The following is a 17,492-nucleotide window of genomic DNA, read 5'->3' as shown; positions in this document are numbered from 1 at the left end:
AGCTCGGCGACTCGGGATTTCGCACCATGCTCGCTCGTGATTGCAATCTTCGCACGGGCGCCCTCTACGACATTTATCAGGACCTTGGGACTCAATCGACGGCCTGCTGCCTCGATGCCGGCGGTTTTGCCGAAGCCTGCCAGCACATCGTCGACGACGTCGCGGCGTGCGACGTGGTGCTGGTTTCCAGACGGTGCATGTGGCGAAAGAGGAAACGCCGTCCGATCCGGGCTTTGTCGGCATTTCGGATTTCAGCCAAATCGAACTCGCGCGCACCTGAGGCAACCAGCGCGCAGTTGCACGCCGGAGCCGCTCGCGCGATGATGGCGCAATGCGTGACTGCGGCCACAGGTGGAAACACGTGCGACGGGCTCTATGTGCCGGCCTCGTCGTCGCATGTCTCGCCGTCTGCAACCCGGCGCCGGCCGCGCACGCAACCATTCAGGAGGAGAGCTGCATCTATCCCGACGTCGAGTATCCGATGCCGTGCGACGATGAGGACTGACGCACCGCACTCCGTCACTCCGCCTTGTCGGTCTTCTTCAGGGTCGAGCCCGCGTCCTTGAATTTCATGAGATGCGCGTCGTCAGCCGAGCCTCGGGTCTCCGCAACGACCCCGAACTCCAGCGGCTCGTCCTGCGCGTAGCGCTTGCCGAGCCGGTAAGCAATCTCCGCCCGCGCCGTCTCGACGCCAAGGTAGAACGCGTGCCCGGCGTCGGCCTTCGTATCGAGATGAGGAAACAGCTTGAAGGGATCGTCGGCGACGTGGTGTCCGTCCCGATTGTAGATATGCACCCCGTCCTCTGCCACCTCGATACGATAGTTGACGTCCCGGATCTGCGAGGCCAGCGTCTTGATCTCGTCGGACGTCGAGGCAAAGCCTTTGCGGTCGCGCAGCGCCATCAGTCCGCCGCCGAACCCCTGCGGCAGAGATCCGGCCTTCTTCGCCGCGTAAAACTCGCGCCGCGCACGGTCGAACTCGCGAATGGCCGTCCGGCAATGCGGGCTCACCTGCACCGCCAGCACCGCCGTGATGTTGAGCTCGGAGCACAGTCCCATCAAAAGCGCGTTGATCCCTGTCGTGTCGGCGTCCGTGAGCTCGGTCACGTTGCCGATCCCCATCAGGATCGGCACGTCCGGCCGCCGGTTGCGCAGATCGACATAGCGCATGACGGAAGCAGCGAAACCGTAATGGATCGGATCGAGGATCGGGTCGGCGTAATAGGGCTTGCCCTTGGCGATCATGATGTCGATCACCCGGTCGAGCGAGTCCATATCGGCCGCACCTGCCGAGACCAGGATTGGAACCGCAGGCCCCTCGTCGGCAATCGCGATGTTCTTTTCCGAGAGACTGAGCAGAAAGTCAGCGCCCGCCTTCGTGCCCCGTGACAGCTCCTCGGCATTGAAGGAATCGACGCTCACGCGCACGCCGTCCGCATGCAGCGCCTGGATCGCCTCTTCGAGATGCGGAAACGGGCTGTCCGGCAGGCAACCCAGATCGATCACGTCGGCGCCGTCCGCGCGCAGCATGCGCGACCGTTCGACGATCTCAGCCGGCGTCATCAGCGTTGCATCGACGATCTCGGCGAAGATCGTCATGTTGTGCTGGGAGAGATCGACCTTCTCCTTGGCGTGACCGAGATACTCCGGGAGATCGGCCACCTCGTCGGGGCCACGCTCGAAACGCGTGCCGAAGAAATCCGAGAGCCGCTCGAGATCTCCGCGAAAACGGCCCGGCATCACCACCCGGTCTGCCCCGTCCGGAAGCTTTAGGCGCCGCTGGACGATATCCGTCGTCATCAGCGCCGCCACCTTGACGCCCACGTTCGCCACCACCGGCTCGAGTGCATCGCTCGCCACCTGCTCGGCCACGCGTTTGACGCGCGGCTCCGCCAGCGACCCCGTCACAAGCACCACACGCTCCGCCATCGGCTTCTCTCGTCCTCAGATCTCGGAATACGAGTATGGCATGAATCGACGGCGCAAACCCGCCACCCGGCGTTTACCTATTCCGCTGCAGAGGTGCGCCTTGCCGTCGCCGCCTCCCAATCCTCCCTCCATACGGAGACGCCCTCGCGGACCGCGCGCACAACCGCATCGCCCACGGCCTCGCCGACGGCCGTGTGCATGCCGGCAAACGGTGCCCGGCCCTCGCCCTCCGGCGCCGCGACGACAATGCAATCCGTGCCCGTCCCCGTCACGATCGCACCGGCCCGCTCGACGTTGGCCTCCACGATCGCCACCGTGCGCGCCTGCGTCACCAGCGATACCGTCTCGATCAGCGCCGCCTCGGACAATGGCTGGGAAACGTGCGCGAGGATATTGATCGTGCCGGGCAGCCAGACCGGCTCGCTGCAGCGGGACCCCACCCGCTCGCCGTTGGAGAGCCCCACGGTGGCGACGCACGTCGCCGTTACGCCCTCGACGCAGGACTGAGCCAGATGATAGCGCCGAATGTCGCGCGAGGTGACAAGCGCCACCGCATCATCGAAGCCGGACTCCGCGAGCATGCGGCCGATGCTGACGACGGGATCCTCGGCCGGCGGCAGATCCGCATTGCGCACCTCCCGCCATACCACGCGCCGTGCCGTCCTCGGCCCGGGCTGGGTAATCGACCAGGAAAGCATCGTCTGCGGCGTATCGAACGTGGCGACCAGGTACGGCGGCCGGCAGGAGAGTGCAAACGGAGGCATGAAAGGATGTCGCTCGGATCTGTCTCGGCGCAAGGATCTGCTGCGGCGACCTTTGTCGCAATCCCCCGGCGGGTCAAGCGAAGGATCCCTTCCGCCCATGCGCACGCCTCCCCGCGCGCATCCGCCGCCTTTACTTAGGAATCATTCGCAACTAGATTGACGTCGACGCTGCGGTCCTATATCCAGTAAGAGCGCCAAACGTATCGGAGACTGAATGCAGCCGTATGGAAATCGCACCTCGGGCCTAGCTGCCGTCGCAGCGGTCATTATCGCAGTCGTCGCGCTCGCCATCGCGATCTTTCCCGTAAATCCGACCACCACCGCCGAAGGAGAGACGAAAGCAAGCGCTGCCAAGCCCTTCCGTGTCGTCACCACCTTCACGATCATCCAGGACATCGCCCAGAACGTCGCCGGCACCTCCGCCATCGTCGAGAGCATTACCAAGCCCGGCGCCGAGATCCACGACTACCAGCCGACCCCGCTCGACATCGTCAAGGCGCAGTCCGCCGATCTGGTGCTGTGGAACGGCCTCAACCTCGAACGTTGGTTCGAGCGCTTTTTCGACAACGTCAAAGATGTGCCGAGCGCCATCGTCAGCGAGGGCGTCACGCCGATGGGCATCGCCGACGGCCCCTACACCGGCAAGCCGAACCCGCACGCCTGGATGTCCCCCTCGAACGCGCTCATCTACATCGAGAACATTCGCAAGGCGCTCGTCGCACACGATCCGGCCCACGCCGAAGCCTATAACGCCAACGCCGCCGCCTACGCCGAAAAGATCAAGGCACTCGACGCTCCGCTCCGCGAGCGCATTGCTGCGATTCCCGAGGCCCAGCGCTGGCTGGTCACCAGCGAAGGCGCTTTCAGCTACCTCGCCCGCGACTACGGCATGCGCGAAGCCTTTCTCTGGCCGATCAACGCCGACGAGCAGGGCACGCCGCAACAGGTGCGCAAGGTCATCGATCTCGTCCGCGCCAACAAGATCCCCGTCGTCTTCAGCGAGAGCACAATCTCCGACAAGCCGGCACGGCAGGTCGCGCAGGAGACCGGCGCGCAGTACGGCGGCGTTCTCTATGTCGACAGCTTGAGCGCCGACAACGGCCCCGTGCCGACTTTCATCGATCTTCTACGCGTCACTGTCGAAACCATCGTCACGGGTTTCACATCGTGAACGCCCCCTCGATTGCCGCTGAAAACGTGACCGTCACCTATTCGAACGGCCACGTCGCGCTCAAGGATGTCACGTTCACGCTCGGCGCCGGGACCATCTGCGGCTTGGTCGGTGTCAACGGAAGCGGCAAGTCGACACTGTTCAAGACCATCATGGGTTTCGTGCGCCCCACCACCGGCACGGTCCGCATCGCCGGCCTGCCCGTGGACGACGCCCTGAAGCGCAACCTTGTCGCCTACGTTCCCCAAAGCGAGGATGTGGATTGGAATTTCCCGGTGCTGGTCGAGGACGTGGTCATGATGGGCCGCTACGGCCACATGGGCTTCCTCCGCATCGCAGGCGCCACTGACCACCGCAAAGTGGACGAGGCTCTGGAACGCGTCGGCATGACCGCGTTCCGCACGCGCCAGATCGGCGAGCTTTCCGGCGGACAGAAGAAACGCGTCTTTCTCGCGCGCGCACTGGCCCAGGAAAGCTCGATCATTCTTCTCGACGAACCGTTCACCGGCGTCGACGTCAAAACCGAGACGGCCATCGTCGATCTCCTGCGCGACCTTCGCGCCAAGAACCACCTGATGCTGGTCTCCACCCACAATCTCGGCAGCGTCCCCGATTTCTGCGACCAGGTGGTGCTCATCAACCGCACGCTCCTCGCCGCCGGTCCCACGGCAACCACTTTCACGCAAGCCAACCTCGAAAAAGCGTTCGGGGGCGTATTGCGCCATTTCAAGCTCGCCGGCCGGGATCTTCACGCCGACGACGATCGCCGCTCCGTCACCGTGCTGACCGACGACGAGCGGGCGCTCGTATTCTACGGCGAGAACGGCGGCGGCGGCGCCAACAGGAATGCCGACCCCGAGGATGACGCCAAATGAGCGAGCTCCTGGTCCCGTTCCAGTACGACTATATGGTCAAGGCCATGTGGGTCAGCGGCCTGGTCGGCGCGACGTGCGCCTTCCTCTCGGCCTACTTGATGCTAAAGGGCTGGTCGCTCATGGGCGACGCGCTGGCCCACTCCATCGTCCCCGGCGTCGCCGGCGCCTACCTCCTCAAGATCCCCTTTGCCGCCGGCGCATTTTTTGCGGGCCTCCTGGCAGCCATCGGAATGTGGTTCGTCCGCCAGAGATCGAAGCTCCGGGAGGACGCCGTCATCGGCATCGTCTTCACCTCGTTCTTTGCCTTCGGCCTGCTGCTCGTCTCCATCAACCCGACGGCCGTCAACGTGCAATCGATCGTGCTCGGCAACATCCTGGGCATCACCGATGGCGATGCCGCCCAGGTTGCTGTCATATCGGTCATCTCCCTGTCCGTGCTGGCGCTGAAATGGAAAGACCTGATGGTCACCTTCTTCGACGAGACGCACGCACGCACATCGGGCCTCAATCCCACCGCGCTCAAGATCCTGTTTTTCACGCTTCTGAGTGCCTGCACGGTGGCCGCGCTGCAGACGGTCGGCGCCTGCCTCGTCATCGCCATGGTCGTAACGCCGGGTGCGACCGCCTACCTCCTGACCGATCGCTTTGGACGCCTTCTCGTATTCAGTGTCGCCATCGGCGCCGCGACCAGCATCATCGGCACCTACATCAGCTATTTTCTCGACGGCGCAACGGGCGGCGTCATCGTCGTGCTGCAGACACTCGTGTTTCTCGCCGCGTTTGTCTTCGCTCCCAAGCATGGACTACTCGCCAGCCACCGCGCCGCCCGCACGGAGGCGAGCTGATGGAGGCACTCTACGACCTTTTCGCCGCTCCCCTCGCCTACGCCTTCATGCAACGGGCGCTGGTGGTGGCCATGCTCGTCGGCGCCGTCTGCTCGGTTCTCTCCTGCTATCTCGTGCTCAGGGGCTGGTCGCTGATGGGCGACGCCATCTCGCACGCCGTCCTGCCCGGCATCGTGGCGGCGGTCGTTCTCGGCATTCCGATTGCCGTCGGCGCCTTCGTCTCCGGCCTCTCCTGCGCCCTGCTGACCGGCTATCTCAAGGAAAACAGCCGCGTGAAGGAGGATACCGTCATGGGCATCGTCTTCTCCGGCATGTTCGGCCTAGGTCTGGTCCTGATGACCAAGGTTGAGACCGATCTCCATGTCCTGCACATTCTCTTCGGCAACATGCTGGGAGTGACCTGGCGCGACGTCATTGAAACCGCTCTGATCGCCGTCCCGACGCTGGCTATCGTGCTCGCCAAACGCCGCGACCTCCTCCTCTATTGCTTCGACCCGCAGCATGCGCGCGCCATCGGCTTGCCGGTTCGCGTGATCCACTATGGTCTCTTGATCCTGCTGGCGCTGACCGTCGTTGCGGCCTTGAAGGCCGTCGGCGTCATTCTCGTGGTCGCCATGCTGATCACGCCCGGCGCCACGGCCTATCTTCTGACCGATCGCTTCGAGCGCATGCTCGCCATATCCGCCGCCGTCGCCATCGGCGCGAGCATCGTCGGCACGCTTCTGAGCTTCCACATCGACGGCGCAACCGGCCCCTGCATCGTGCTGATCCAGGCCACGGCGTTCCTGGCCGCGTTCCTGTTTGCTCCGCGCAACGGCCTGCTGAGACAGGCCGTCCGATCAAGCGCGACTTAGGCAGCGGAGAGGGCTATCGGCGCGACGTCAGCGCACCTTCCCGCTGAGAAAGACCTGCCCGGAGTACCCGCTGCGGATCTCCCGATCGACGATCCCGATCGGCGTAACGACGATCTCATCGAGGTGCGGCTTGAACACCGCTTCGATCGCCTCCGCCGAGAGCCGGAGCGCCGGAAACTCGTGGTCGGCGACAACATAGCCCTCCGAGCTCACCAGGAACGCGGCCGCAACCGTGCCGCCGGAGCGCACGCAACGCGCAAACGCCGTGCAAGCGGCGTCGAACTCGTCGTCCCGCTTGGTAATGGACTCGGCGCAGAAGAACATGGTGGCCGCATCCCACGTGCGCGGCGGCAGATCGAAAATCGAGCCCTGCGTGATGGCGCAGCGCTCCCTTAGAGCCGGGAGCGGATCGTCGGGCAGGCTCCAGCCAGCTCCGTATGCGCTACGCACCGTGCCCCAGAAGTGTTGCCATTGCGGGCGCAGCGCGCTTCCCTTGAGCTCGGCCTCGAGCCACGCGATATTGGATTCGGCAAATTCCCACGCCGTCAGCCGGCGCGCGCGCGGCGCCGCGCAGAAGAAGGGAATGAGATTGGGACCGGTTCCGACATCGACGACTTCGAGCTCATTTCCCTCGGGAAGAGCTCGCTTGAGAACGTCGACCGTCAGGCAGGCGACGCGATCGTCGTCAGCGTGCGGCTCGCCATAGTACTGCTGAAAGTAGGCCTCGGGATCGAACTGACCCCATTCGTAGTGGGCATTGCCGTACGCAATCCCCTCGCTGTCCTTCTCGAGCATTGCGCCCCCGACCCGTTGCCGCTTCGCATGACCGGATCAGAGATCGCAACACGGCGCAAAAATCAAGCCGTTGCCTTCTGCGGTGGCTCGAGAGCCAACAGCTCGGGAAACGATCCCATGTGCCGCGGTTCGAACCGCTCCACGAGAAGCTTGAGCTGCTCCGCCGCGAGCGGTTTCGAGAAGAAATAGCCCTGCAGCTCCGTGCAGCCGAAATGGCTCATCATGACCGCTTCGTACTCGGTCTCCACGCCCTCTGCCACGATCTGCATTCCAAGGCCGCGCCCGAGCGAGGCGACGGACTGCACAATCGTACGCGATGTCATCGCATTGGACACGTTGCTGACGAACGAGCGATCGATCTTGATCTTGTCGAACTTGAAGTTGCAGAGATACGAAAGGCTCGAATAGCCCGTTCCGAAATCGTCGAGCGCCGTACGGAAGCCCATCTCCTGCAGTCCCTGCAGCACGGACTTCGTCTGGTCGGTTGCCTCGAGCAGCACGCCTTCGGTAATTTCCAGAACGAAACGGCTCGGAGAAACGTCATACTCCGCCGTGAGGCGCCGCAGAACGGACTGAAGATCCGTTTGGTTGAACTGAACGGGCGAGAGATTGATGGCGATCTCGAGATCGGGCCACTGCTTCGAATCCTTGATGGCCCGCTCGAGAATCCACGTGCCGAGCATCGGCATGAGTCCCGAGATCTCGGCAATCGGAATGAACGTCGCCGGCGAGATATCGCCCCTGAGCGGATGGCGCCAGCGCAACAAGGCTTCCGCACCCACGATCGCACCCGTGCGGCAGGACACGATGGGCTGATAGTGGAGCCTAAGCTCTTCCCTCTCGATGGCCGTGCGCAGATCCACCTCGATCGCACGCCGCATCTCGACCTGGCTCGCCATCTCGGTCGAGAACGTCATGGCGCGATCGCGACCTTGGTTCTTCGCTTCGTAGAGCGCAATGTCCGCGTGGCGCATCAGCTCATCCGCCGACCGCCCGTGATCCGGCGCCTTGGCGATTCCGACGGAAGCCGTCACGCAGATCGTCTGGCCGTCGATGGCGAACGATTCCTCGAACGCGCTCGCGATGCGCCGAGCCAGCTTGGTATCCGCGTCCGCTTCGCTTGAAACGCACAGCACCGCGAATTCGTCGCCGCCGAACCGCGCCAGGAAATCGTCGGGCCGCAAGCGGGCCATCAAGCGCTTCGATACGGCCTTGATGAGCTTGTCGCCGGTCTCGTGCCCGAGCGTGTCGTTGATGTCCTTGAACCGGTCGATGTCGACGTAGGCCGCGAGCGCACGCGACCCACCCTCGCCGAATGTCGGCGAGTTGAGTTTCGCATCGACCTCCTCGACCATGTGCTGGCGGTTTGGCAGCCCGGAAAGCACATCGTGCTTGGCAGCGTGCCGTGCGCGGGCTTCGCGCTGCGTCAGCTCGTCCGACGCCCGCCTCAAACGGCGGAACATGTGATTGGACAACAGCCCGGTCGCAAAAACGCCGCACGCGACAAGCGGGAGAATGATCGTGAGAAGGACCTGTCCCGGCCGCCGTGTCGTCCACGACAGGAAGCCGACCTGTTTTCCGTCGTCGCCCACGAATGGCTCGGTGACGACCCCGCTGGCCCTCACAGGGCTGGGCGAGAGCTGAAGGTCGGGCAGCAGAAGCGTGCGCGCGATCTTCGAAATGAACTCATCGTTTATATACGACACGCTGACGAGCAGCTTGGGCGTACCCTTGAGGAGATCCATCTCGACGTTGGGCACGATGGTGATCGCGCCGACGACCGCCGGCTTGCCGCCGACTGAAATGATGTGACCGGCCCATCGCGCCATTTTCACGGCACGCGATAGAATGCGGTAGGTCGTTTGCGCGCGCCCGAATTCGTCCGGACGGTCCCTGAGCCCCGAGCCCTTGGTGTCGTGACGCGCCTCGGCGACGACCGCAGAAGAGCGGCGCGCCTCTCCGCGTAGGCCTCGGCGCCAGCCCGGGCGCCCTCCTTGTAGGCCCAGATCGGCTCGTCCCGCGCGTTCAGAATGTAGGTCTCGTCGTGACCATAGGTCTCCGTGAGAAAAATGCCGAATTCGTCGTCGGCGAACTGCAGGTCGATGCTTTCGTCCGTGATTTTGATGACGGCGTCATCCCACCACGCAACGCTTTTCTGGCCATCGAGAAGGTTCGCGATGCTTTGATTGAGAGCGTTCTCGACAAGCGTGCGCTCAGCATCGGTCGCTGATTTGTTCGCAGACCAGCCTGCGAATGCAATCACCGCGAGCAAGAGCACCCCGAAGAACGTGATCGCGGCGCGAATAATCATCGTGAGGCGACGCAGATCACCTTCGTAGAGTCTTGTTGTATCACCCATCAACATAAGCGTCGCAAACCCATTACCGACATACTTGGGTAGGTTTGCCGGGAAGGCCTAAGTCATTGTTTAATTGAACGCTCGAATATAACTTATAGTAAACAAAGTGTTTAGCTCCGCACAAATCTGGGAATGAACACAATTGCTTTTAACTATTTTTTGATTGCTTTCTACGGCTTTACATCTTATTAAGATTACCAGAACTCATCCAATCGGATGATTTATCCTTATAGTTGTACTGAACATATCGTCGAGTGTCCCATGGCGTCCCGCCTCGTGATCCGTACCCGTGCCTACAGTGAGGAACTGAGAAAAGCCGCCGCATCCATAGAGCAGGCCGCTTGGAGCGATCTCGGTTATCTGAATTATACGCGCGCCCACTACGAGAATTACGCAGCTATTCTGGACAAATACGCTGACTATCAGCTGTGCCTGGTAGATCAGGAGACGGACTACCCTGTTGCCGTCTTCAACAGCGTCCCTCTGAGCTACACCGGCTCCGGAGATCTTCCTCAGGAAGGCTGGGACTGGGTTGTAGAAACCGGCGCAAGCCCGAAGGGTGCGCCCACGATCCTGGGCGGACTGGCCATGTCCATTCCCGCCGTTCACCGCGAAAAAGGCTATGGCCGCCGGATGCTCCGCGCGATGCGCGAACTGGCGGAATCCAAAGGGTTGCGCGGTGTGTTCGCTGCCGTCAGACCGTCGTCGAAGGCACGCCACCCCTGGGTCGGCATCGACGACTACATCACCTGGACCGATGGCAAGGGTCGCGCGTTCGATCCGTGGCTTCGCAGTCACTTGTCCTCGGGCGGCAAGCTGGTGGGGCCCTGCAAGCGCTCCATGGTCGTCGAAGAGCCGATCGCGTTCTGGGAAACGTGGACCAAGAAGAAATATCCTCAGTCGGGCTCCTATGCCATTGACGGCGCACTGGTTCCGCTGGAGATCGACCTTGAGCGCGGCGTCGGTCGCTACGAGGAGCCCAACATCTGGGTAACGTACGCCTGCTGACGTTTCGCCACCCCGCTTGAGCGGCATGGCAAGATGCAAATCCCGCCCTCTGTTCCGCAGCGCTCCTTCCGGATCGCTGACGCGGCGACCGCCGGATATTTCCCGGCCCCGCCGTTATGCTGTCGTGATGCGGTGTTGCACGTTGTGTAAAATCAGTGTCTCTTGACGCCGCAGCCGTGAAATTCGGCCTCCGGAATGACGCAACAGAACGACCAGATTAAAGTCGGCACCGGCGTCGGAACCCGGCTGCAGCCGAAAACCGAGGGACACACATGACGCCCGCCCGCCCTGCCCTTCGGCGCCACCTCCTGTGCGCGCTTGCCGCCCCTCTCGTGCTCTCGAGCTTGACGACACCAAGCGTAGCCGACCCCACGTTCGAGCCGCTTCTTGGCTCCTGGGGCGGCAGCGGAACTTACAAGCTCCAGGATGGCACCTCCGAAAAGCTGAAGTGCGATGCCTACTACACGGGCGGCGGCTCGCAGCTCGGCATTGCAGTGCGCTGCACAGGCCAGACCAACAAGATTGAAATGCGTTCCAAGCTCACCTCCAATGGCGGCGCCTTGAGTGGCAGCTGGGAAGAGCGCACTTACAATGCCAACGGAAACGTCACCGGAAAGCTGACCGACGAGAGCCTGAAGCTCCAGATCGTCGGCGGTGTGGCCGGTTCGATGACCGTGACTTATGACAAGACCAAGCAAAACGTGGCGATCGCCACTGAGGGCATACCGTTGAAGAGCGTGACGGTCAGCCTGTCACGCAAATGAGCTTCACGCTTGGACGTTGGGAGGTGAAGGTCTGATGGGCTCGGCCCCCTCCCTGGTCGCACATCCCGGCACAGCCGGGATCGAGCTGTCCGCAGCTGGATCGTGGACCGTTGACCACGCCCGCAGCCTGGACGGCATAATCCTCGACATGATGCGCACCACGCCGGCCGACGTGCCGGTGACCATCAACATGAGGAGCATTGCCGCGCTCGACACCTATGGTGCGTGGCTCGTGGAGCGGTTTATCCGTGCACGCGAATCCGGCTCGGGAAGCACGCGCCTCGACGGCCTGCCGGAACGCTATCGCGCCCTCTACGAGGAGATCAGCACCACCGAGCGCGACGCACCGCAGCCCGCCAAGCACCGGCCGTCGATCCTCCGATCCATCGCCTGGCTCGGCCAGGCCGCAGCCGGTTTCGGCCGCGACCTCGTCGACTTCGCCAACATGCTGGGCGCCATTGTCGTCTCGCTCGCCCGCGTGGTCGCCAATCCGAGAAGCTTCCGTATCACCCCGACCATGCACCACCTCGACAGGGTCGGCTGGCAGGCGGTGCCGATCATGCTGCTCATTACCTTTCTGATCGGATGCATCATCGCGCAGCAGGGCTTCTTCCATTTCCGCAAATTCGGCGCCGACGCCTATGTCGTCGACATGGTCGGCATCCTGGTCGTGCGCGAAATCGGCGTGCTCATCATCGCCATCATGATGGCCGGACGCTCGGGGAGCGCCTACACCGCCGAGCTTGGCTCCATGAAAATGCGCGAGGAGATCGACGCATTGCGCACCATGGGGCGCGATCCGGTGGACGTTCTGATCCTGCCGCGCATCATCGCTCTCGTCATCGCGTTGCCCATCCTGACCTTCCTCGGCTCCATGGCGGCTCTGTACGGCGGCGGACTGGTGGCCTGGGCCTATGGCGGCATGAGCCCGGCGATCTATATTGAAAGGCTGCGCGAGGCCGTCTCGTTGACACATTTCGAGGTCGGCATGATCAAGGCGCCGTTCATGGCGCTCGTCATCGGCGTCGTTGCCTGCGCCCAGGGGCTCGCGGTCCAGGGCAGCGCTGAATCTCTCGGCCGCGAGACCACGGCTTCCGTGGTCAAGTCCATCTTCCTGGTCATCGTTCTGGACGGACTGTTCGCCGTCTTCTTCGCTTCGGTCGACATGTAGCCATGGCCAACGACAAAGCCATAGACGTGCGGGATCTGGTCGTGGGCTTCGGGCCGCGCACGGTGCTCGATCGCGTCACGTTCGATGTCCGTCGCGGCGAGGTGTTCGGCTTCGTCGGCGGCTCGGGCAGCGGCAAGTCCGTGCTCCTGCGCACGATCATCGGCCTTGTTCCGCGCCGGTCGGGCTCCATCGAGGTCTTGGGCACGCGCCTCGACACCGCGAATGCCGAAGAGCGGCGCGGCATCGAGCGCCGGTGGGGCGTTCTCTTTCAGCAGGGCGCGCTGTTCTCGTCCCTGACCGTTCTCCAGAACGTGCAATTCCCCATGGTCGAGTATCTGGATCTGCCGCAGCGGCTCATGGACGAGATGGCGGCCGCCAAGCTCGACATGGTCGGATTGCGCCGGGCCGACCATGACAAGATGCCGTCGGAGCTGTCGGGCGGCATGACCAAGCGCGTGGCGCTGGCCCGTGCGCTGGCGCTCGATCCCGAGCTGGTGTTCCTCGACGAGCCGACCTCGGGTCTCGACCCGATTGCCGCCGGCGATTTCGACGCCTTGATCAAGACACTGCAGGAGACCCTCGGTCTCACGGTCTTCATGATCACCCACGACCTCGAAAGCCTGCACACGATCTGCGACCGCGTTGGCGCGTTGGCCGACGGCCGCGTCGTCGCCACCGGCTCGATAGAAAGCATGCTCGCCTGCGAGCACCCGTGGGTTCGCTCCTACTTCCAGGGCCGTCGTGCGACGGCCGTCAACGAACGCTTTGCAAACATCGAGCCTTGAGGCCAGGACCATGGAAACACAGGCGCGCTATACTCTGGTCGGATCCTTTGTGCTCGCGGCCATCCTGGCCGTCTTCGCCTTCGTCTACTGGCTGCACAACACCGGAGGCATCGCCGACCGCCAGCTCTTCCGCGTGCGCTTCCAAAGCTCCGTATCGGGTCTGCTCAAGGGCTCGACCGTGCTCTTCAACGGCATCCGCGTCGGCGAGGTGACGGAGATCGACCTTTCGCCCGACGCGCCCAAGGATGTGCTCGTCACCATCGCCGTGGACAATTCCGCTCCCGTGCGGTCGGACACGGTCGTCAACGTCGACTTTCAGGGGCTGACCGGCGCACCGGTGATCGAACTGTCCGGCGGCGATCCCAAGGCTGCGCCGTTCGCCACGACAGGTGAGCCGCCGCTCCTCAACGCCAGCGCCGAAAGCACGCAGAGCCTGACGCAGTCGGCACGCGGCACGCTGAACCGGCTCGACAAGGTGATCGACGACAACAGCGCGGCGCTGCATGACGCCATCACCGGCATCAGCACCTTTGCGGGCGTGCTCTCGCGCAACTCGGAGCGCATCGACGGAATTCTCGCAGGCCTGGAGCGCTTCGCCGGCGGCGCCAAAACCAAGCCCGGCATCTACAATCTCTCGGCGCTCGCGAAATCGGCCGTCTGCCCGGACGCTTCCCGTCCCCAGCTCGTCGTGCCGGAGCCGGCCGCGCCGATGGCCTTCAACTCCGACAAAGTCGTCATCGTCGGCGACCCGCCCGAGACATCGCCCTTCGAGAAGGCACAGTTCACCGACAACATCCCGGCCGTCGTCCAGTCCAAAGTCATCGAGAGTTTCGAGGGCTCCGGCTGTTTCGCAGCCGTGACACGCCCGCTCGATAACCTCGAGCCGAGCGACCAGCTGCAGACCGAGATCCGTCAGTTCGCCATTGCCCTGACGTCGTCGCCGGCCGCGACGGTGGAAATCGCGATCAAGCTTGTAAGCGCCGGCGGAAAGATCGTCGGCTCGCGCAATTTCAAGGAGACGGCTCCGCTGCCCACCGTCGATGCACAAGGCGCCGTGACCGCCCTCGACGGCGCATTCGGCAAAGTCCTGGCGAGCGCCGTTCCCTGGGTTGCGAAGCTTCCCGTCGATGCGCCGGCACCCGAGCCTGCGGAAGCACCGAAAGGAGCCAAGAAGGGCGCGGCTCCCGATGACGATATTCCGGAGCCCGAGATGCCCGAGCCGCCGCCCGCTCCCTGATTATTCGTAGCTTAGGGATTTAGAAGCGGTCGCGGCGCACATCGACCTTGAGATAGCCGGTCGCGTAAGCGATCAGCGCCAGCACGATGGCAAGCGGCACCGCCACCATCAACACCATGGCAAATGTCATGGCCAGCCCGAGCAGCAGCGCGAGCCCGACCAGCGCCACCAGGGCCACGACGAGATAGCCGGCGCCAGCCGCAAGCCAGCGCCGCCATCCGGTGAGCTCCGTCTCCGTCGTCTGGCCATGGCGGTCGATGACGATGACCGTTTCCTTGCGCTTCTGCACCATCGTTGTCCTCCAGACAGCGGTTCCGCTGGTCGGTGCCCCTTATATAGATGCCTTTTGCGCCTCTGCGAGCCCTCTAGGGGGCCGATTGTAGGCAAACTCGCTGACTTTCCACTGACGGCTGAAGCCTTGGCGTTCCAGGCAGAAACCCTTCCGCAAGCCCCTCTCCGGTCTGCTCGAGCAGGAACGCATCGAGCTCCATTGCCGTGGGTAGGCCGAGCCGCGCACCGAGCCGCCGGCATTTGAGCGCGGCCGCGGCAGAGGCGACCCGTGCGCACTCGGCATCGCTCAGGCCTGAAGCCAGGGCCAGCGCAAAGATACCATGGAAGACATCACCCGCACCGGTCGTATCGACCACCGGCACTTTGAACGCGGATTGCTGCCCTCCCCCTTGGGCGCCGCGCCAAGTGTAGCCACCGGCGCCCCGTGTCACACCCGCATGACGGAGACCCCGCGCCAGAAGTGAGGCGAGCCTTGCCCCGTCGTCACCGCCGGCCACGAACTTCTCGAACGCCGGCGCCGAGAAGATCGCATAGTCCGTGAGATCGATGACGCGATCGAGCAGAATTCCGCCGCCGAGATCCACGTCCACGATCGTCGGCACATCGACGGCGCGTGCAGCGGCGAATGCAGCCCGCGTCCCTTCGAGCCAGGAAAGGTCGCTCAGGACCGCACCCGCCGACGCCACCGCACCGAGCGGCAACCACTCGGCCTCCATCGGAAACGTGTGGCCGTCCTCGCTGATGACCAACCGCTCACCTTTCCCATCGACGATCACGGCAGCCGTCGGAGTCTTGGCGCCTTCGCAGGCCACGACGCTGCTGACGTCCACGCCCGCCTGCTGAAGCGCGCGCCGGGCTTTGGCACCCGTTTCGTCGTCACCGATGCGGCTCCAGAGCTTGACCTCGCCCCCGGGCACGGCGATCGCGGCAGCGGCGTTGGCAGCCGAGCCTCCGCCTTCCTCACGATGGTCATGCGCAGCAACCTTGGTCGGCCACGCCGGAAACGCATCGATCCGATAGACGCGGTCCAGCGCCGTATGCCCGACGACGATGATGGTATTGCCCGTCATGGATCCCGACCTGAAGTCTGCGTAGCCATATGGGAGCCAAAGCAGTGTCCACCCAGCAAAGTTCCATGCGGAATACATCCGTTCCACCGGGCACCGCGTCGGCGAAAAATCGCGCCCCCTGTTTCTGGAGGGACAGCAGGTCCGGGCCTTCGATGGCAAGTTCGCTTCAACGGACGGCCACAGCCGTCATGGAGAGAGACGCATCCGTTCCAAAGGAATCTGACCATGCTCTACAAAGCCATCGGCATCATCCTCACCGCCCTTTTCATCGCCAGCTTCCAGATTTCCGCGGCATCCGCAGGTTGCGGCGGCCATGGTGGCTTCCATGCCTACCAGTCGAAGGCTCCGAGCCGCGTCGCACTTCAGCAGTCCCGCGCACGCAAAGCCGCATTGGCTGAGGCGCGCGCCAAGCAGAAGAAGGCCGCCCAGATCGCCCGCGCCGAAAAGAAGGCCGAGGCCGCGAAAGTCGCTGCTGCCGAGTCTACCCCCAAGACCGAGGAGACCACGACGGTCGCCGAGGAAGCCAAGGACAGCGCCGGGAGCCCGCTCAACGTCGCCTCCGCTGCTCAGACCTGCACCAAGTTCGTCGCCGAGACCGGCACCACCGTCACGATCGAGTGCGCCAAACAGTAAATTGCTTCCTCAGAAACAACAGATCGGAGCGGCCCCGCGCTGCTCCGATCTTTTTGTTTGAGCCGCTGTTTGAAGCGGGAGCAGACCCATCACCCCTTGCAATGTTCTTATTTTGTTCTATTCTCTCTTTCGACTGTTTAGGAGCCGAAAGAGCCACTTGCATGCTGCCCGCTGCCGCAAATCCTAGCCGGACCGAGATCGTGTCCGACCTGCGCCACCGTCTCGCCCGCATGGAAGGCTTGCCCGGCACCGCCGAGGACGGTCTGCGATTCGGCCTCCCCGAGCTCGACGCTCACCTGCCCCAGGGCCTCGCTTTCGGCGCCGTACACGAGATCACCCCGGCTGAAGAGGCCGACCTGCCAGCCGTCTTCGGCTTCCTCATGGCCTTGCTCGCTCGCATGCCGGGCCGCACGCCGCTCCTGCTCGTCCTCTCGTCGAAAAAGCTCGCCCGCTACGGACACCCCCACGGCCACGGCCTCGCGAGCCTCGGTCTCGATCCATCACGCTTGATTTTGGTCGAAACGGCCGACGAGCAGGAAGCCCTGTGGGCAACGGAGGAAGCGGTGCGCTCCCGCGGACCGGCAGCCGTTGCGAGCGCCCTCGGCGGCAAGCTCGACCTCAAGGCCAGCCAGCGGCTGCTCCATGCCGCCCGCGACTCCAAGATTCCACTGCTGCTCCTGCGGCTGGGCACGGCAACCGTCCCCACCGCGACGACTCGTTGGCGTATCGCCGCCGCACCCGGAAGCCGCGACCGCTTCGGGCTGCTCTCTGGCTGGCGATGGCACGTGACGCTCGAACGCTGCCGCAACGGACGGCCGGGAGACTGGATGTTGGAGGTCGATCATGCCGCGCATCGTTTCGGTCTGGCTGCCGCAGTGGCCGGTGCATCGCTGGCTCGCTGCGGAGCAGCGGGAAATGGGAGCTGCGGAGCAGCGGGAAAT

At 63.8% G+C, this 17,492-nt stretch carries 19 protein-coding genes; 12 read left to right on the top strand and 7 right to left on the bottom strand.

Translation table 11 applies throughout. The annotated features are described in order from the left end of the window. Window positions 1-26 precede the first annotated feature (26 nt). On the top strand, window positions 27-566 hold the full coding sequence (locus QZV93_RS17560) for a DUF2478 domain-containing protein (RefSeq protein WP_363156356.1): 540 nt from the start codon (window positions 27-29) through the stop codon (window positions 564-566). On the opposite strand, the gene QZV93_RS01360 is transcribed toward QZV93_RS17560, so the two are convergent. Together QZV93_RS01360 and QZV93_RS01355 are read right to left on the bottom strand one after the other, a co-directional pair. Beyond that, window positions 520-1,929, bottom strand: a complete 1,410-nt coding sequence (locus QZV93_RS01360) for a DUF6513 domain-containing protein (protein WP_295555324.1) — start codon at window positions 1,927-1,929, stop codon at window positions 520-522. The genes QZV93_RS17560 and QZV93_RS01360 overlap by 47 nt on opposite strands. Before the next feature lie 77 nt (window positions 1,930-2,006). Further along, complete coding sequence (locus tag QZV93_RS01355) at window positions 2,007-2,693, bottom strand: adenosylcobinamide amidohydrolase (RefSeq protein ID WP_295555323.1); 687 nt, start codon at window positions 2,691-2,693, stop codon at window positions 2,007-2,009. 214 nt (window positions 2,694-2,907) lie between these two features. Between QZV93_RS01355 and QZV93_RS01350 the strand changes: the two genes are divergently transcribed. The 4 genes from QZV93_RS01350 to QZV93_RS01335 are packed head-to-tail and all read left to right on the top strand — an operon-like array spanning window position 2,908 to window position 6,438. Then, window positions 2,908-3,864 (top strand): metal ABC transporter substrate-binding protein, encoded by a 957-nt coding sequence (locus tag QZV93_RS01350; protein WP_295555321.1) that lies wholly within the window; start codon window positions 2,908-2,910, stop codon window positions 3,862-3,864. Beyond that, window positions 3,861-4,739 (top strand): manganese/iron ABC transporter ATP-binding protein, encoded by an 879-nt coding sequence (locus QZV93_RS01345; protein ID WP_295555320.1) that lies wholly within the window; start codon window positions 3,861-3,863, stop codon window positions 4,737-4,739. The genes QZV93_RS01350 and QZV93_RS01345 overlap by 4 nt, the downstream gene beginning before the upstream one ends. Beyond that, window positions 4,736-5,584, top strand: coding sequence for a metal ABC transporter permease (locus tag QZV93_RS01340; RefSeq protein ID WP_295555319.1), 849 nt, complete (start codon window positions 4,736-4,738; stop codon window positions 5,582-5,584). The genes QZV93_RS01345 and QZV93_RS01340 overlap by 4 nt, the downstream gene beginning before the upstream one ends. Further along, window positions 5,584-6,438, top strand: coding sequence for a metal ABC transporter permease (locus QZV93_RS01335; protein ID WP_295555317.1), 855 nt, complete (start codon window positions 5,584-5,586; stop codon window positions 6,436-6,438). The genes QZV93_RS01340 and QZV93_RS01335 overlap by 1 nt, the downstream gene beginning before the upstream one ends. 27 nt (window positions 6,439-6,465) lie before the next feature. Here QZV93_RS01335 and QZV93_RS01330 read toward each other — a convergent pair whose 3' ends face one another. The 3 genes from QZV93_RS01330 to QZV93_RS01320 all read right to left on the bottom strand — a co-directional run bounded on the left by QZV93_RS01330 (window position 6,466) and on the right by QZV93_RS01320 (window position 9,592). Then, the gene (locus QZV93_RS01330) at window positions 6,466-7,233 is read right to left on the bottom strand and encodes a hypothetical protein (protein WP_295555316.1); all 768 of its coding nucleotides are present in this window, start codon (window positions 7,231-7,233) and stop codon (window positions 6,466-6,468) included. Window positions 7,234-7,295: 62 nt separating this feature from the next. Next, on the bottom strand, window positions 7,296-9,062 hold the full coding sequence (locus QZV93_RS01325) for an EAL domain-containing protein (RefSeq protein WP_295555315.1): 1,767 nt from the start codon (window positions 9,060-9,062) through the stop codon (window positions 7,296-7,298). 2 nt (window positions 9,063-9,064) lie between these two features. Beyond that, window positions 9,065-9,592, bottom strand: coding sequence for a CHASE4 domain-containing protein (locus tag QZV93_RS01320; protein WP_295555313.1), 528 nt, complete (start codon window positions 9,590-9,592; stop codon window positions 9,065-9,067). A 261-nt stretch (window positions 9,593-9,853) separates the two neighbouring features. Here QZV93_RS01320 and QZV93_RS01315 point away from each other — a divergent pair, with 261 nt between their 5' ends. The 5 genes from QZV93_RS01315 (at window position 9,854) to QZV93_RS01295 (ending at window position 14,557) form a co-directional block, all read left to right on the top strand. Next, on the top strand, window positions 9,854-10,600 hold the full coding sequence (locus QZV93_RS01315) for a transferase (RefSeq protein ID WP_295555311.1): 747 nt from the start codon (window positions 9,854-9,856) through the stop codon (window positions 10,598-10,600). A gap of 272 nt (window positions 10,601-10,872) precedes the next feature. Next, window positions 10,873-11,364 (top strand): hypothetical protein, encoded by a 492-nt coding sequence (locus tag QZV93_RS01310; protein WP_295555310.1) that lies wholly within the window; start codon window positions 10,873-10,875, stop codon window positions 11,362-11,364. Between the two features lie 34 nt (window positions 11,365-11,398). Further along, window positions 11,399-12,535, top strand: coding sequence for an ABC transporter permease (locus QZV93_RS01305; protein WP_295555309.1), 1,137 nt, complete (start codon window positions 11,399-11,401; stop codon window positions 12,533-12,535). 2 nt (window positions 12,536-12,537) lie between these two features. Next, window positions 12,538-13,320, top strand: coding sequence for an ATP-binding cassette domain-containing protein (locus QZV93_RS01300; protein WP_295555307.1), 783 nt, complete (start codon window positions 12,538-12,540; stop codon window positions 13,318-13,320). 10 nt (window positions 13,321-13,330) lie between these two features. Next, window positions 13,331-14,557: an MlaD family protein gene (locus tag QZV93_RS01295; RefSeq protein ID WP_295555305.1), complete on the top strand. Its 1,227-nt coding sequence runs from the start codon at window positions 13,331-13,333 to the stop codon at window positions 14,555-14,557. A gap of 19 nt (window positions 14,558-14,576) precedes the next feature. Here the strand turns inward: QZV93_RS01295 and QZV93_RS01290 are convergent, their stop codons facing one another. Together QZV93_RS01290 and QZV93_RS01285 are read right to left on the bottom strand one after the other, a co-directional pair. After that, window positions 14,577-14,849 (bottom strand): hypothetical protein, encoded by a 273-nt coding sequence (locus QZV93_RS01290; protein ID WP_295555303.1) that lies wholly within the window; start codon window positions 14,847-14,849, stop codon window positions 14,577-14,579. Between the two features lie 73 nt (window positions 14,850-14,922). Continuing rightward, window positions 14,923-15,918: a PfkB family carbohydrate kinase gene (locus QZV93_RS01285; protein WP_295555301.1), complete on the bottom strand. Its 996-nt coding sequence runs from the start codon at window positions 15,916-15,918 to the stop codon at window positions 14,923-14,925. Window positions 15,919-16,143: 225 nt separating this feature from the next. On the opposite strand from QZV93_RS01285, the gene QZV93_RS01280 reads away from it, so the two are divergent. Together QZV93_RS01280 and QZV93_RS01275 are read left to right on the top strand one after the other, a co-directional pair. Continuing rightward, window positions 16,144-16,551 (top strand): hypothetical protein, encoded by a 408-nt coding sequence (locus QZV93_RS01280; RefSeq protein ID WP_295555299.1) that lies wholly within the window; start codon window positions 16,144-16,146, stop codon window positions 16,549-16,551. Between the two features lie 161 nt (window positions 16,552-16,712). Then, the coding region (locus QZV93_RS01275; RefSeq protein ID WP_295555298.1) for an ImuA protein at window positions 16,713-17,492 on the top strand (780 nt) is incomplete at its 3' end.

The organism is uncultured Hyphomicrobium sp. (genome assembly GCF_902826555.1).
Classification (GTDB): Bacteria; Pseudomonadota; Alphaproteobacteria; order Rhizobiales; family Hyphomicrobiaceae; genus Hyphomicrobium_C.
This window is presented reverse-complemented; position numbering and strand designations above follow the sequence as displayed.

Excerpts from the sequence above, each read along its gene's own strand:
- QZV93_RS17560 (WP_363156356.1), top strand. The coding sequence starts at position 27 with ATGCTCGCTCGTGATTGCAATCTTCGCACGGGCGCCCTCTACGACATT.
- QZV93_RS01360 (WP_295555324.1), bottom strand. The coding sequence starts at position 1,929 with ATGGCGGAGCGTGTGGTGCTTGTGACGGGGTCGCTGGCGGAGCCGCGC.
- QZV93_RS01355 (WP_295555323.1), bottom strand. The coding sequence starts at position 2,693 with ATGCCTCCGTTTGCACTCTCCTGCCGGCCGCCGTACCTGGTCGCCACG.
- QZV93_RS01350 (WP_295555321.1), top strand. The coding sequence starts at position 2,908 with ATGCAGCCGTATGGAAATCGCACCTCGGGCCTAGCTGCCGTCGCAGCG.
- QZV93_RS01340 (WP_295555319.1), top strand. The coding sequence starts at position 4,736 with ATGAGCGAGCTCCTGGTCCCGTTCCAGTACGACTATATGGTCAAGGCC.
- QZV93_RS01335 (WP_295555317.1), top strand. The coding sequence starts at position 5,584 with ATGGAGGCACTCTACGACCTTTTCGCCGCTCCCCTCGCCTACGCCTTC.
- QZV93_RS01330 (WP_295555316.1), bottom strand. The coding sequence starts at position 7,233 with ATGCTCGAGAAGGACAGCGAGGGGATTGCGTACGGCAATGCCCACTAC.
- QZV93_RS01325 (WP_295555315.1), bottom strand. The coding sequence starts at position 9,062 with ATGGCGCGATGGGCCGGTCACATCATTTCAGTCGGCGGCAAGCCGGCG.
- QZV93_RS01320 (WP_295555313.1), bottom strand. The coding sequence starts at position 9,592 with ATGGGTGATACAACAAGACTCTACGAAGGTGATCTGCGTCGCCTCACG.
- QZV93_RS01315 (WP_295555311.1), top strand. The coding sequence starts at position 9,854 with ATGGCGTCCCGCCTCGTGATCCGTACCCGTGCCTACAGTGAGGAACTG.
- QZV93_RS01310 (WP_295555310.1), top strand. The coding sequence starts at position 10,873 with ATGACGCCCGCCCGCCCTGCCCTTCGGCGCCACCTCCTGTGCGCGCTT.
- QZV93_RS01305 (WP_295555309.1), top strand. The coding sequence starts at position 11,399 with ATGGGCTCGGCCCCCTCCCTGGTCGCACATCCCGGCACAGCCGGGATC.
- QZV93_RS01300 (WP_295555307.1), top strand. The coding sequence starts at position 12,538 with ATGGCCAACGACAAAGCCATAGACGTGCGGGATCTGGTCGTGGGCTTC.
- QZV93_RS01295 (WP_295555305.1), top strand. The coding sequence starts at position 13,331 with ATGGAAACACAGGCGCGCTATACTCTGGTCGGATCCTTTGTGCTCGCG.
- QZV93_RS01290 (WP_295555303.1), bottom strand. The coding sequence starts at position 14,849 with ATGGTGCAGAAGCGCAAGGAAACGGTCATCGTCATCGACCGCCATGGC.
- QZV93_RS01285 (WP_295555301.1), bottom strand. The coding sequence starts at position 15,918 with ATGACGGGCAATACCATCATCGTCGTCGGGCATACGGCGCTGGACCGC.
- QZV93_RS01280 (WP_295555299.1), top strand. The coding sequence starts at position 16,144 with ATGCTCTACAAAGCCATCGGCATCATCCTCACCGCCCTTTTCATCGCC.